The organism is Tenacibaculum sp. IMCC1, from assembly GCF_054906355.1.
This window is the reverse complement of sequence record NZ_CM142818.1, coordinates 1,986,863-1,999,493: the sequence shown is the minus strand read 5'-3', so window position 1 is coordinate 1,999,493 and position 12,631 is coordinate 1,986,863. Positions and strand designations below refer to the sequence as shown.

Annotated in this window: 10 protein-coding genes; 3 read left to right on the top strand and 7 right to left on the bottom strand. The window is 31.3% G+C overall.

The window, feature by feature from the left end:
• Positions 1-106: 106 nt before the first annotated feature.
• Genes ACXIHB_RS09410 through ACXIHB_RS09385 form a run of 6 tightly spaced genes read right to left on the bottom strand, consistent with a single transcriptional unit; the run spans position 107 to position 7,079 of the window.
• A complete protein-coding gene (locus ACXIHB_RS09410) occupies positions 107-1,459 on the bottom strand; it encodes a mannosyltransferase (RefSeq protein ID WP_462098115.1) in 1,353 nt (450 codons plus the stop codon).
• The gene (locus ACXIHB_RS09405) at positions 1,460-2,950 is read right to left on the bottom strand and encodes a cellulose synthase family protein (RefSeq protein ID WP_167712775.1); all 1,491 of its coding nucleotides are present in this window, start codon (positions 2,948-2,950) and stop codon (positions 1,460-1,462) included. It lies immediately after the preceding gene.
• On the bottom strand, positions 2,950-3,642 hold the full coding sequence (locus ACXIHB_RS09400) for a glycosyltransferase family 2 protein (protein WP_437823493.1): 693 nt from the start codon (positions 3,640-3,642) through the stop codon (positions 2,950-2,952). Before ACXIHB_RS09400 ends, ACXIHB_RS09405 begins: the two co-directional genes overlap by 1 nt.
• Before the next feature lie 3 nt (positions 3,643-3,645).
• Positions 3,646-4,122, bottom strand: coding sequence for a toxin-antitoxin system YwqK family antitoxin (locus ACXIHB_RS09395; protein ID WP_047787893.1), 477 nt, complete (start codon positions 4,120-4,122; stop codon positions 3,646-3,648).
• Entirely contained in the window at positions 4,112-5,734 is a 1,623-nt protein-coding gene (locus ACXIHB_RS09390) for a 4Fe-4S binding protein (protein WP_462098114.1), read from the bottom strand. Before ACXIHB_RS09390 ends, ACXIHB_RS09395 begins: the two co-directional genes overlap by 11 nt.
• 1 nt (position 5,735) lies before the next feature.
• Positions 5,736-7,079: an NAD(P)/FAD-dependent oxidoreductase gene (locus ACXIHB_RS09385; RefSeq protein ID WP_462098113.1), complete on the bottom strand. Its 1,344-nt coding sequence runs from the start codon at positions 7,077-7,079 to the stop codon at positions 5,736-5,738.
• A gap of 140 nt (positions 7,080-7,219) precedes the next feature.
• On the opposite strand from ACXIHB_RS09385, the gene ACXIHB_RS09380 reads away from it, so the two are divergent.
• The 3 genes from ACXIHB_RS09380 to ACXIHB_RS09370 are packed head-to-tail and all read left to right on the top strand — an operon-like array spanning position 7,220 to position 10,403.
• Positions 7,220-8,089 carry a transporter gene (locus tag ACXIHB_RS09380; protein WP_281980097.1) on the top strand — a complete coding sequence of 290 codons (870 nt, stop codon included), beginning with the start codon at positions 7,220-7,222 and terminating at the stop codon, positions 8,087-8,089.
• A gap of 21 nt (positions 8,090-8,110) precedes the next feature.
• Positions 8,111-9,121 (top strand): glycoside hydrolase family 113, encoded by a 1,011-nt coding sequence (locus tag ACXIHB_RS09375; protein ID WP_462098112.1) that lies wholly within the window; start codon positions 8,111-8,113, stop codon positions 9,119-9,121.
• Positions 9,105-10,403: a POTRA domain-containing protein gene (locus ACXIHB_RS09370; RefSeq protein ID WP_462098111.1), complete on the top strand. Its 1,299-nt coding sequence runs from the start codon at positions 9,105-9,107 to the stop codon at positions 10,401-10,403. Before ACXIHB_RS09375 ends, ACXIHB_RS09370 begins: the two co-directional genes overlap by 17 nt.
• Before the next feature lie 112 nt (positions 10,404-10,515).
• Here ACXIHB_RS09370 and ACXIHB_RS09365 read toward each other — a convergent pair whose 3' ends face one another.
• Positions 10,516-12,609 carry a S46 family peptidase gene (locus tag ACXIHB_RS09365; protein WP_047787888.1) on the bottom strand — a complete coding sequence of 698 codons (2,094 nt, stop codon included), beginning with the start codon at positions 12,607-12,609 and terminating at the stop codon, positions 10,516-10,518.
• Between the last annotated feature and the right edge of the window lie 22 nt (positions 12,610-12,631).

Below are 12,631 nucleotides of genomic sequence, written 5' to 3'. Positions count from 1 at the left end.
GTGAAAAAACTTAAAAAAAATATTTGTGAAAAGAAAAATCTTATTTATATTTGAACAGTGGTTTTTAAACCACTTTCTTTTTCTTTTTCATAGCAATTTTTCCCACTCAATTTTGAGTGGGTTTTCTTTTTATAAAAACTTCCCAAATAAAGTAACTGTATAGAATAATGTATTCTAAAGTAATTAAACAAAGATTTTCTTTCCATGGAGAATTAGCATATGCCTGATAACTTAGAATAATAACTAAACTCCACAAAACAGCATAACGATATTGAGTAAATACAGATAAAATTAAAAGCGTTGCTATATACCAAGGATGCATTGTTGTTGTTGAAAAATAGTAGAAAGACAAAGCAAATAGCATACTTAGAATTAATTGTTTTGTTGACTTGTTCTTTTTGAAAAAAGTAAGAATTAATAAAAAGCAAACGGTAAGAATAGGTATTATTTTACCAATAATGGCAATCTCATTATAGCCTCTAAATTGATAACCAATTTCTCTAGCTAAATAGTAAAAACTAGCATTAAACTCAAAGCTTCTAAACCATAAACCAACAGAGTTAGTATAGTTTGAAATTAACTCTGGAGAATAGAAAGGAAGAAAAAGTAACACAATTGTTAGAACTACAGTTCCGTAAAAAAATGCTAATTTTTGTAATCCTTTAAGGAGTGAAAAATCATTTTTTACAAACCATTGAAAAAATAAAGGTAAAAAGAGTAAAGGAATGAGTTTTACAGAAACTGAACAAGCCATTAGTATAGCTGCTAAAAACCACTTCTGTTTATGTAGTGTATAAATACTCCAAACCAAAAAGAATAACATAACAGGTTCAAAATGTAAGTTTCCAGTAAGTTCAATTATAATAAATGGGTTTAAAACATATAGAAAAATGTTTTTAACGGGTAATTGTAATCTTTCTAAAAGCTTTTTTCCAAAGTATAAAATACCAATGTCAGCCAAGATAATAAGTGTTCGCATTACAATAACGCTCCCAATAATGCTGTTTTTAGCAAACAAGGCGGCTATTAAAAAGCAAAGTTGATTAACTGGAGGATAGTTGGTGTAATGACTACCATTTAAGGCTCCCATTCCTTCATACAAATCCTTAGCTTGGTTAATAGGGTAGTTATGCTGCTCAATAAATGTTTGAGGTAATGATAAATAAGGATTTATTCCTTCTAAAATCATACGTCCATCCCAAATAAAACGATAGAAATCTTGAGATAGATTAGGAATAGCAAAAAAGAAAACCAATCGAAATAAGACCGAAATTCCAGCTAAATGAGCAAACGATAATTCTTTATCTTGTAAAAGAGCAAAATAACAAGTAAATAGGCTAATCCAGAGAAAAAGTAACTTGTTAAATTCGGTACGTTCAATTGTATAAGCAAATAAAAAATAAAGAAGAACACTAACAAAGGTTAGTATAATTGAGCTATATTTTTTAAAAAAAGACATTTAAGCTTTTGAGAAAATCGATTTAAAAAAGACATATCCAAAACCAACAAATAACATTAAATGAAAAGGAAACAAACCAAAGTCTCCACCCTGATCACCAACAGTAAAAGCACTATACATACCAAAAGCAAAGTATAAAGCTAATAAACCTTCTATGATTACATGTAAAGAGGGTCTTTTACGAATATATTTATTGTTTTTCCAACTATCTTTTAATGACTTAATATTGAATTTAGGGGTTCTTACAAATTCACTTTTTTTACCTAAATGACCTTCTAAAACAGCAATTGTATTGTGTAAAGAGAAGCCCATGGCAATAGAGAAAAAAGCGAAAAAGGCGCCAATATATTTGATAAAATTCCAGAAACCTCCTCCGTAAGTCCTTTTATACATAAACCAGTAGCAGATAAAGAAAATAAAGGTGCTTACAATAAAAAAGCTCATGACTATAAAGTAAATTTTTAAATGAGCATATTCATTTTTAATATACAACATAGGTATACTTAAAACAGCTACTAAAAAGATACAAGTAAACATAGAGCTATTTAGTAAGTGTAGCGTTCCATGAAGTTTTGTTTTAAAGGGAATAGTAGAACTTGTAATAATTCTCTTCAACATTTTTTGAAAATTCTCTGCTCCTCCTTTGTTCCATCTAAATTGTTGTGAACGAGCAGCGCTAATAACTACAGGTAATTCAGCAGGAGTAACAACATTTTCTAAATATTTGAATTTCCAATTCTTTAATTGTGCACGGTAGCTTAAATCTAAGTCTTCTGTTAAAGTATCTCCCTCCCAGTTTCCAGCATCGTAAATACACTCTTTACGCCAAATACCTGCAGTACCATTAAAATTAATAAAATGTCCTTGGCTATTTCTACCTACTTGTTCTAAAGTAAAATGAGCATCTAAAGCAAACGCTTGAATTTTTGTTAAGGTTGAATAATTTCTATTAATATGTCCCCAACGAGTTTGAACTACGCCTATTTCAGGATCTTTAAAATACGGAACGGTTTCCAGTAACCAATTTTCCTTAGGTAAGAAATCGGCATCAAAAATAGCAATAAATTCACCTTTGGCCGTTTTAAGTCCTTCCTTTAGGGCGCCAGCCTTAAATCCTTGACGGTTTTCACGTCTAATATGTTGAATGTCTAAACCTGTTTTTTGAAGCTCTTTAATTTGTTTAGCTGTGCTCTCAATTGATTCATCGGTAGAATCATCTAATACTTGAATTTCTAACTTTTCGCGTGGATATTCTAATTGAGCAATGTTGTGTAATAAACGCTCCATTACATATAGCTCATTATATACAGGTAGCTGTATTGTTACATACGGAACTTTGTTAATGTCAGATAAATCTAATTTGGGTGTGCTTTCCTTTTTTTTCTGAGCTTTCAAATAGTTGATAAGCAGGTTTAACTGAGCTATAGCGTATAACAATATAAGTACTAATGATATAGTGTATAGCGTAATTATTATATATTCTAAAACCATTATTTAAAGCTATATTTAAAGATCCAACCTAAAATTTTTATGCCGGCTAATATACTACCTTTTACAGTTCCTGAAACCTTTGAAACGCCAATTCTATTTCTATATTTCATAGGAATTTCTGTATAAGTTAATTTTTGTTTCAAAGCCTTTAATTGCATTTCTACTGTCCAACCATACGTTTTGTCTTCCATGTTTAAAGCTAGTAGTTTATCATATTTTATTGCTCTGAAAGGACCTAAATCAGTGAATTTTGCACCAAAAAACAACTTCATTAAAGTAGTTGCTAGCCAATTACCAAAAACTTGTTGAGGAGTCATAGAACCCTTTTCACGTAGTCGTTGTGCACGAGCACCAATTACAAAATCAATGTTATCATTCATTATTGGAGCAACAAGCTCAGTAAGTTGTTCAGGATAATCAGAATAATCTCCGTCTAAAAAAACAACGATATCTGGCTTTTCGTTTTTAATAGAAATATATTCCATCCCTTTCAAACAAGCATATCCGTAACCTTTTCTATTTTCAGAAAGTACTGTTGCTCCTGCGTTTTTAGCAATGGTTTCAGTATTATCTGTTGAATTGTTACTAATAACAATTACCTCGTCTACTATGGAAGGAATGTCATTGATTACATGGGCAATGGAATCTTGTTCGTTATATGCGGGGATGATAACTTTTATAAGTGGATTCATTAATTATTTTAAGTCGTTGAGATTGTTTTCTTTTGCAAAAGAAGACAAATTATTCCATTCTTTTAGCTTTAGTCCTTCTTTAAACTTTATAGCTTTTGTTACCTTATGTTTTTTGTATAATAAACAGTAACCGTTTTTTTTATTGTTTTTGATTTGACATTTTTGATAAATACCTCCTTTATTATTGTAAAAGACCCACCATTTGTTTGGTAATCCATTAATAAAATGTCCTTCCTTTTTTTTAAAAGAGTTTTCATAATAAAAATGCCAATACTTAACAGGAAGGTTATTTTTAAAACTTCCTTCTTTTTTAATGTTTCCATTTTTGTAATAAAAAATCCAATAATCGGTTTTTTTATTATTTTCAAGCCAGCCTTCTTCTTTTAATGTTCCTTCTTCATAAAATGATTTATGATATGTTTTTTGCCCAACTAAAGAGAAAGTAATAAAAAAGCATAGTATGAAAACATTATTTTTCATTTACCAATTTCATTAAATCAACATCGTTACCTAATAAAACCTCTGTTGGGTTAATACGTCCTTTTTCCGGACCATTTTCTAACTTTAATACTCCTCTAGGGCATACTGCCGAACAAATACCACAACCAACACAACTTGCACGCACTATATTTTCTCCTTTTTGGGCATATGCACGTACATCAATACCTTGTTCACAATACGTAGAACAATTTCCACAAGAAATACATTGTCCGCCATTGGTAGTAATTCTAAATCGAGATTTAAAACGTTGTACAATTCCTAAATAAGCGGCTAACGGACAACCGAAACGACACCAAACACGGTTTCCAAAAATTGGATAAAACCCTGTACCAATAACTCCTGCAAACCAAGCTCCTATTAAAAAGCTGTAGGTGTCTTTTATCCATTGAGAGTTGATTCCAAGGAAAGATTGAGCTCCAGTAAAGTAACAGTATAACGTTACAACGGTCATTATTAACGAAAATACCAAAACACTATGTATTAACCAGCGCTCTAGTTTCCATGCATTCATACTTTTGTTAGAATGCTGACGGTATGGATCACCTAAAGTTTCAGCTAAACCACCACAACCACAAACCCAAGAGCAATACCATCTTTTTCCAAAGAAATATACCATTACAGGAACAATGATAAGCGTAAGCACAATACCCCAAACTAAAATAAATAAACCAATAGCTCCGCTATTTCTTAAACTATCTAAATTCCATTCAAAAAAGAAATCATAGTCTAACGGAAAAGCATTTTTAAAATCATACCCAGGCATATTTAAACTGGTCATGATTTCTGGGATAAGGAAGGCAAATACAATCTGAAAAAATAAAACAGAAGTTGTTCTTATAACTTGGTATTTGTTGTGTCTATACTTTATATACATTCTCACTCCCATTGTAAGCATAATCACACAGTATAAAAAACCGTATACAAACCACTGGCTTGCCTCACCGCCGTTTAAAAATTTACTGATAGGATCTAATATAAAAGTCCAGTTAACCACATAATCAGGAAAAAAATAAAGCAACAAGTAAAAAACAACTAAGTAAATTAAAACTAACCAAGCTATCCATCCTCGATTTGTACTAGCTTCTAAATAAATACCATTATTCTTTATTCCTTTTGGACCAAGTAAAATAAAATTAGGAAGTATAAATAACAGTGCTCCCAAAATACCTAAACCAAAAGTGAGTAACCATAGCAAACTTGAGTTGTTTCTAACAAAACCATTTCCAGCTTTTTTAGCTAACTCATAACTTAAGGTATGGGGTTTCCCATAAATTAAATATTGGTATTGTTCACCTTTTTTATCCCAATTTTTTTCAGCGTCGTATTTAGAAATTAGAGTATTATAATGATTGTTAGATGCTTCATAAGCATTTCTAACCCGACTAGAAAATTCAAAAATATTAAAGCTTTCATCGGTAACAATAGCTTTACTGAGTTCCTCTTTTATGATTTCGCTTTTATATCCTTTTTCAGTAATAAATGAATCTAGTTCTGATTGATTTAAATTAAAAGAACCCGTAAAAATTACTCCTGAAAAAATGATTAACCCTATTAAGAATAGAAGTAGACCTGTTTGTTTTATTATTTTCATCCTAAACTCTGCTGAAAATTCGCTTCCAGCTTTTCTTTTTTAATTGAATATTGGTGTTGTTTTCTTTGTTGAATTTTGCTACAATTTCTGATTCGTGAAGTTTATAGAATTCTGGGTCGAAGTTTGCATCTGCTAAATGTTCTAAAGTATAAGTTACAGACTGCTTTTCATTCAAAATTTTGTCAAAAAACTCATGACGCATTCGTATCCCTAATGTATTTATACCAAGGAATTCTTGCGTTTTTTTATCATAGTTAATTCGAATACATTTTTTACCACTCTCATGTTCCCAGTAAAAATGAGCTTCATTTTCTTTAGGTTGCGGCCATACCCAACCATAAGTTTGGTATTCAATATCAATAAATTTTGCTGAGTTAAACCAGTGCCCTGGTTTGTATTGAATTCGATTGCCACAAATAGTTTGTGCAACAGTTTCCCCCATCATTCTACCAGTGTACCAAACAGCTTCAATAGGACGACGTAAACCAATTGCTTCATGTTGTTCTGCACAATCTCCAATTGCATACACATCTTTGATATTGGTTTCTAAAAAACGATTGACTTTAACTCCTCTACCAAGTTCAATTTTCGAATCTTTTAAAAAGTCAATATTAGGAGAAACACCAGCAGTCAAACCAACAACATTACAAGGTATTTCTTCACCAGTCTCTTCAATAATTACAGATGTAACTTGCCCGTTTTTATCTGATTTTATTTCTTTTAGGTTTACACCTAAGCGTAAATCGATATGATTTTCTATAATTTCACGATTTATCATGGCAGATTCTCCCTTGGGTAACACTTTGTCCCAAAAACTATTTTCACGAACTAAAAAGGTAACAGGGATATTTCTGCTATGAAGCATTTCGGCAAGTTCAATTCCAATTAAACCTCCACCAACAATAACAGCTCTTTTACATACTTTGTTGTTTGGAGCATATTGTTCAAGAGCCTCTAAATCTTGTTTATGATACATTCCCATAACACCTTTTAAGTTTTGTCCAGGCCAACCAAACTTGTTAGGTTTAGAGCCAGTGGCTATAATTAACTTATCGTAAGACAGTTTTTCTCCAGTGCTAAAGGCTATTTCTTTTTCTGATGAATGTACTTTTGAAACAAACCCTTTTTTGAGATTGATTCTGTTTTTTTTCCAAAACCAAGATTCGTAAGGTTGTGTATGTTCAAATTTCATGTGTCCCATGTACACATACATTAAAGCTGTTCTTGAAAAGAACTCATCAGTTTCAGAAGAAATAAGGGTAATTTTTTTGTCTGATAATTTTCTGATATGCCTTGCGGCTGTAACTCCAGAAATTCCATTACCAATAATAACAACGTGCTCCATAAATGTTGATTTGCTGTTTAGGTCGTTGCTAAAGTTAAGAACTTAATAAAGGAATTGAATTTAGAATGATTTTAAATAAAAGAGCTTTGTAAGAGAAGTTTTTCTTAAGCGACTTAAGATCTATATAAAAAATTAACCTTATGAAACGACAATTAGCAAGCCTTACAGTTTTACTGTTTTTTGTAGTGCAACTTTCAAATGCTCAAGATGATAAAGCAGAAAAATCAAATATTCAAACATATACACCATCTAAGCTTTTAAATAATGGTCAGTGGGATATTAAATGGTTTAATAACCTATATACTGAAACAAAATTTGCAGATGCAGATGGTAACACCAAATCGAAAGCAAGAGAGAATTACTTTACTTCAACGTTGGAAGCTTTCACTGGAATTTCTAAAAATAACCGTATTAACGTAGGAGCAATTGTAGAGTTTCGTTCAAACACAATAGGAGGGCGTCAAGCATTATCAGTATTTAGTTTAGAAGATAACCCAAATTCTGAAAGAAAAGGAATTACATCAATTGCACCAGCTATTAAGTTTCAACCATTAAAAAATGTAGGAAACTTTTCCGTTCAATCAGCAATACATATTCCTTTGGTGAGTAATGAAACAGAAAATGGTGTCTTTTTAGATCAAACAGCATGGACTTTTCAGAATCGATTTTTTTACGATTATACTTTTTCTAGTGGAAAATGGCAGTTATTTACAGAGTTAAATACGGAGTACAATTTTGGTGATGAGGATAGCTTTGCGAACAATACTTTTTTGTTAACTCCTGGTGTTTTCTTTAGTTATTTTCCCAACGAAAAGTCTACCGTATTAGTGTTTTCTCAACATTCACAAAGATTTGGAGATTTTACACAAGATTATACAGCTTTAGGTTTGGGAGGAAAATATCAATTAACCAGTGTTTTAAACTTGGAGGTTTTGTACAGTAACTTTGTTAGAGGAAACAACAATGGGCTAGGACAAAGTTTTAATGTAGGATTAAGGGCATTATTTTAAAAATAGTAAATTAGAGGAGTAATGAAAACTCTAAAACTCCTTTTTATAATAAGTTGTGTTTTTTTGGTAAGCTCTCGTACGAGCCAATCAAAAAAGATAAACGGTGTTAGTTTTGTTGCTTCTTCAAAGAAGATAACAAGTAAACATATTAATGATGTAAAAAAGGTATCAGCAAATTATGTAACGTTGATGCCTTTTGCTTTTGTTAAAAGCTTGTCTTCTCCAAATGTAATTTATGACTCCAAAAAGCAATGGTTTGGAGAGACAAAAGAAGGTGTAAAACAATATGCCAAAGAGTTTCAACAAAGTAAAATAAAGATTATGTTGAAACCACAAATTTGGGTTTGGAATGGGGTGTATACAGGAACTATAAAAATGAAATCTGAAGATGAATGGAGAGAGTTAGAACAATCGTATGAAGATTTTATCCTCGTTTTTGCCAAAGTAGCAGAAGAAATTAATGCAGAAATTTTTTGTATTGGAACAGAATTGGAGCAGTTTGTAATAAACAGACCAGAATACTGGAAAAAACTCATTAAAAAAATTAGAAAGGTATACTCTGGAAAATTGACCTATGCAGCAAATTGGGACGAATTTAAGCGAGTAGACTTTTGGGAGGATTTAGACTTTATAGGAATTGATGCTTATTTTCCGTTAAGTGATCAAAAATCCCCAACTCTTAAAGATTTTGAAAAAGGTTGGCAACCTCACAAAAATGAAATTATTCAGGTTCAAAGTAAGTTTAATAAGCCTGTTTTATTTACCGAGTATGGGTACAGAAGTGTAAATTTTACTGGAAAAGAGCCATGGAAATCAGATAGAATAGAAGGAGATATCAATTTAGAAAACCAACAAAAAGCATTACAAGCTTTGTATAATCAATTTTGGAAAGAAGATTGGTTTGCTGGTGGTTTTGTTTGGAAATGGTTTCATAATCATAAAGAAGTTGGAGGGGAAGATAACAATAGGTTTACACCTCAAAACAAACCAGCAGAATTGACTATAAAAAAGATGTATGAAAATAGTAAATGAAAAATATAAAAATAAGTATCTATTTTTCTTGAAGACAATAATTCTTGCAACATTTTGGTTGTCTGTAAACTGTTATTCACAAGAAAAAAGTATAGAAAAAATTACTTTTTCAGGAGCTAAAAAAACGAAAGCACATGTTTTAAAGAAAATACTGAAATCAAAAGAAAATAAAGTGCTTGATTCAATGGTATTAAAAGAAGATATGATTCGTTTGAAGCGCTTACCAGCAATTTCTAATGCATATTTTAAAACAGTATTTTCTGAGGGTAAATGTAATGTTGTTGTAACTGTAGAAGAGAATTTTACAATAATTCCAGAAGTCAATTTTCATAAAACAATCAATCAAAGATTAGCCTACAGAATAGGAGTAGGTGAGTATAACTTTTTGGGGAGGAACATGACCCTTGGCGGGTTTTACCAATACAATGGTTTTGATTCTTATGGAATTAATTTTAGGGCTCCTACGTTATTTTCAGCAAAATGGGGAGTGTCATTAAATCATCAAAACTGGATAAGTGAAGAACCACTGTATTTTGGTAGTGAATCAGCCAATTATAAGTATCAGAATATTTCTTATGAAGCTTTGGCTTTATACCAACACAATTTTAAAAATCAGTTTCAGTTTGGAATTAATTTTTTTGAGGAAAAGTATAATTATTTAAGTGGAAGTACTTCATCGGATGTTCCTACTGAGTTAAATGTAGATAAAAAGCTACTGAAGCTAATTTATGTTTTTGATAATCTAGATTATAATTATCAATACATTAACGGAATAAAAAATGAGTTTCATGGACAGTATGTAACTTCTGAAAATGAATATCAGAATGATTTTTTAATTTTTTGGAATGACTTTTTTTACTTTAAAAGAATAGGTGAAAAAGGAAATTGGGCAAACAGATTGCGTTTTGGTTTGTCATCTAATGATGATACTCCATTTGCTCCATTTGCTTTAGATAATAATTTGAATTTACGAGGAGTTGGTATTTTAGTTGATCGAGGTACTGGAAGTATTGTTTGGAATACCGAATATAGGCATACGCTGTATGAAAAAAAATGGTTTGTTATTCAAAGTAATGTGTTTGTAGACGCTGGAACGTGGCGTAATCCAGGAGGAAGTTTTGATGATTTTATCAATAGTGATAATATGAAAGTTTATTCAGGTATAGGTTTACGTTTCATTAATAAAAAAATATTTAATGCAACTTTTAGAATTGATTATGGGCATGGGCTTACAAAGAATGGATCAAAAGGATTTGTGTTTGGTATAGGTCAATATTTTTAATCACAGATAGCCTAGAGTTTAATCTCGAATGAGTTGTTTATTTGCATAAAAAAAAACGAGGTTGTGAAATACAAACCTCGCTTTTTAAGCTATTCTTATTTAGAAAAACGTTTTATTTTTTCTTTGGGTGTACTAACTTCATTTCTTCAATTAAGTGTTTTGCTCCTGCATATTTATCTACAATAAATAATACATAGCGAACATCAACCATAATATTTCTACAAATTTCAGGATCGTAATTCATATCACTCATCGTTCCTTCCCATACACGGTCGAAGTTTAAACCAATTAAGTTTCCATGTGCATCAATAGCAGGACTACCAGAGTTACCACCTGTGGTATGATTGGTTCCTAAGAAACAAACAGGAACTTTTCCGTTTTTATCAGTGTATTGTCCAAAATCCTTAGCGTCGTATAAATCGCGTAACTTTTGAGGAACGTCAAATTCATAATCACCAGGAACGTATTTTTCAATAACACCATCTAAATAACTTACAGGATTGTAGTACACAGCATCTCTAGGAGAGTATCCACGAACTTGACCGTAAGTAACACGTAAAGTGCTATTAGCATCAGGAAAATAGCGTGCATTTGGTAATGCTTCCATTAATGCTTTCATGTATGTTTTTTGTAACGCTGTAATTGGCTGATTTTTCTGTTGAAACTCAGGATTGATTTTTGTGTAAAACTCTTCAATCATAGGCTTAGCATATTGGTAAGCAGCATCTTTGTTTAAGTTTTTTACCACCTTTTTAGCGTCTCCTTCTAATAATTGTAAAGCTTTATTTAAATCAGTAAAATTTGTTTTGTCATAAATAGAAGCATCTACATTAGTAGGATTGTATAAAGGCATTACATTTTTAAACACTCCTTTATCAACATTTACATCAAAGTTTTTATGAATTCCTTTAATTCGATTTACCAAAGAAGTTCTAGCTTCTTCAAACTTTTCAGGTTTATTTAAAGCTACTTGTTCTAACTGATACGCTCTAAAAGTCATTTGCATCAACTCGTTGGTAACTAAGAAAACTTCAATAAAGTTTCTTCTTTTAATATTAATATCAGCAAAGTCTGTATATAATTTTTCAAACTCAGGAAGAATATTTCCGTAGGTTTTTTCTAATCCTTTTTCTTTTAATGCTTTTTTGAAAGTAGCTTCAAAAGCTTGACGCTCTGCGATAGCATTACTCTTTTTAATTCCTAGATTTTCACCAATCCATTTTTTCCAAGCATTTGCAATACGTGCTTGTTTTGAAGCATATTTAATACGAACAGCATCACTAGCTTTCATTTGTGCATCAATTTCTTTTAATGCAGCTTCTCTAATAGCAATGTTACTCGGGTTAAACTCTTGTGTAATATGTTTAATAGCAACAGCTGGTAAATATTCATTAGTACGACCTGGGAAACCAAAAACCATAGTAAAATCACCTTCTTCAATTCCATCTAAAGAAACTGGTAAAAAGTGCTTTGGTTTGTAAGGAACGTTGTCTTTGCTGTATTTAGCAGGACGATTGTTTTTATCAGCATAAATTCTGAATAATGAAAAATCTCCTGTATGACGAGGGAAAACCCAGTTATCGGTATCACTACCAAATTTTCCAATACTACTTGGTGGTGCACCTACTAAACGAACGTCTTCAAATTTTTCTGTAACAAATAAGAAATATTGATTGCCTTTGTAAAATGGCTTTATTTTAACACCTTGCCATGTTTCTTTTTGTACTGTTTTTTGAATTTCGTTGATGTTTTTATCAATAGTCGATTGTTTTTCACGTTCAGTCATAGTATCAGTAACCCCATTCAATGCTTTGGTAGTTACATCATCAATACGAACAATAAATTCAACATATAGCCCTTTATTAGGTAATTCTTCTTTTTTATTCATCGCCCAAAAACCATCTTTTAGGTAATCATTTTCTAAAGATGAGTGAGATTGAATTTGCCCAAAACCACAGTGGTGATTGGTTAAAATTAATCCTTCAGGAGAAATCACTTCGCTAGTACAACCTCCGTTAAAATGCCCAATAGCATCTTTTAAACTTGAGTTATTTACATCATAAATGTCTTTAGCGGTAAGTTTACTTCCTAAAGAGGTCATTTCTTGTTCATTCATTCCTTCTAAAAGAGAAGGAATCCACATACCTCCTTGCTGTGCAGTAACTTGAACGACAATAAATAAGAATAGAATTTTTATATACTTCATCTGTTTATTTTTAAAAAGCTAA

Bases quoted from the DNA above. Each gene is read 5' to 3' on its own strand.
- ACXIHB_RS09365 (WP_047787888.1), bottom strand. From the start codon at position 12,609: ATGAAGTATATAAAAATTCTATTCTTATTTATTGTCGTTCAAGTTACT.
- ACXIHB_RS09370 (WP_462098111.1), top strand. From the start codon at position 9,105: ATGAAAATAGTAAATGAAAAATATAAAAATAAGTATCTATTTTTCTTG.
- ACXIHB_RS09400 (WP_437823493.1), bottom strand. From the start codon at position 3,642: ATGAATCCACTTATAAAAGTTATCATCCCCGCATATAACGAACAAGAT.
- ACXIHB_RS09410 (WP_462098115.1), bottom strand. From the start codon at position 1,459: ATGTCTTTTTTTAAAAAATATAGCTCAATTATACTAACCTTTGTTAGT.
- ACXIHB_RS09380 (WP_281980097.1), top strand. From the start codon at position 7,220: ATGAAACGACAATTAGCAAGCCTTACAGTTTTACTGTTTTTTGTAGTG.
- ACXIHB_RS09375 (WP_462098112.1), top strand. From the start codon at position 8,111: ATGAAAACTCTAAAACTCCTTTTTATAATAAGTTGTGTTTTTTTGGTA.
- ACXIHB_RS09385 (WP_462098113.1), bottom strand. From the start codon at position 7,079: ATGGAGCACGTTGTTATTATTGGTAATGGAATTTCTGGAGTTACAGCC.
- ACXIHB_RS09395 (WP_047787893.1), bottom strand. From the start codon at position 4,122: ATGAAAAATAATGTTTTCATACTATGCTTTTTTATTACTTTCTCTTTA.
- ACXIHB_RS09405 (WP_167712775.1), bottom strand. From the start codon at position 2,950: ATGGTTTTAGAATATATAATAATTACGCTATACACTATATCATTAGTA.
- ACXIHB_RS09390 (WP_462098114.1), bottom strand. From the start codon at position 5,734: ATGAAAATAATAAAACAAACAGGTCTACTTCTATTCTTAATAGGGTTA.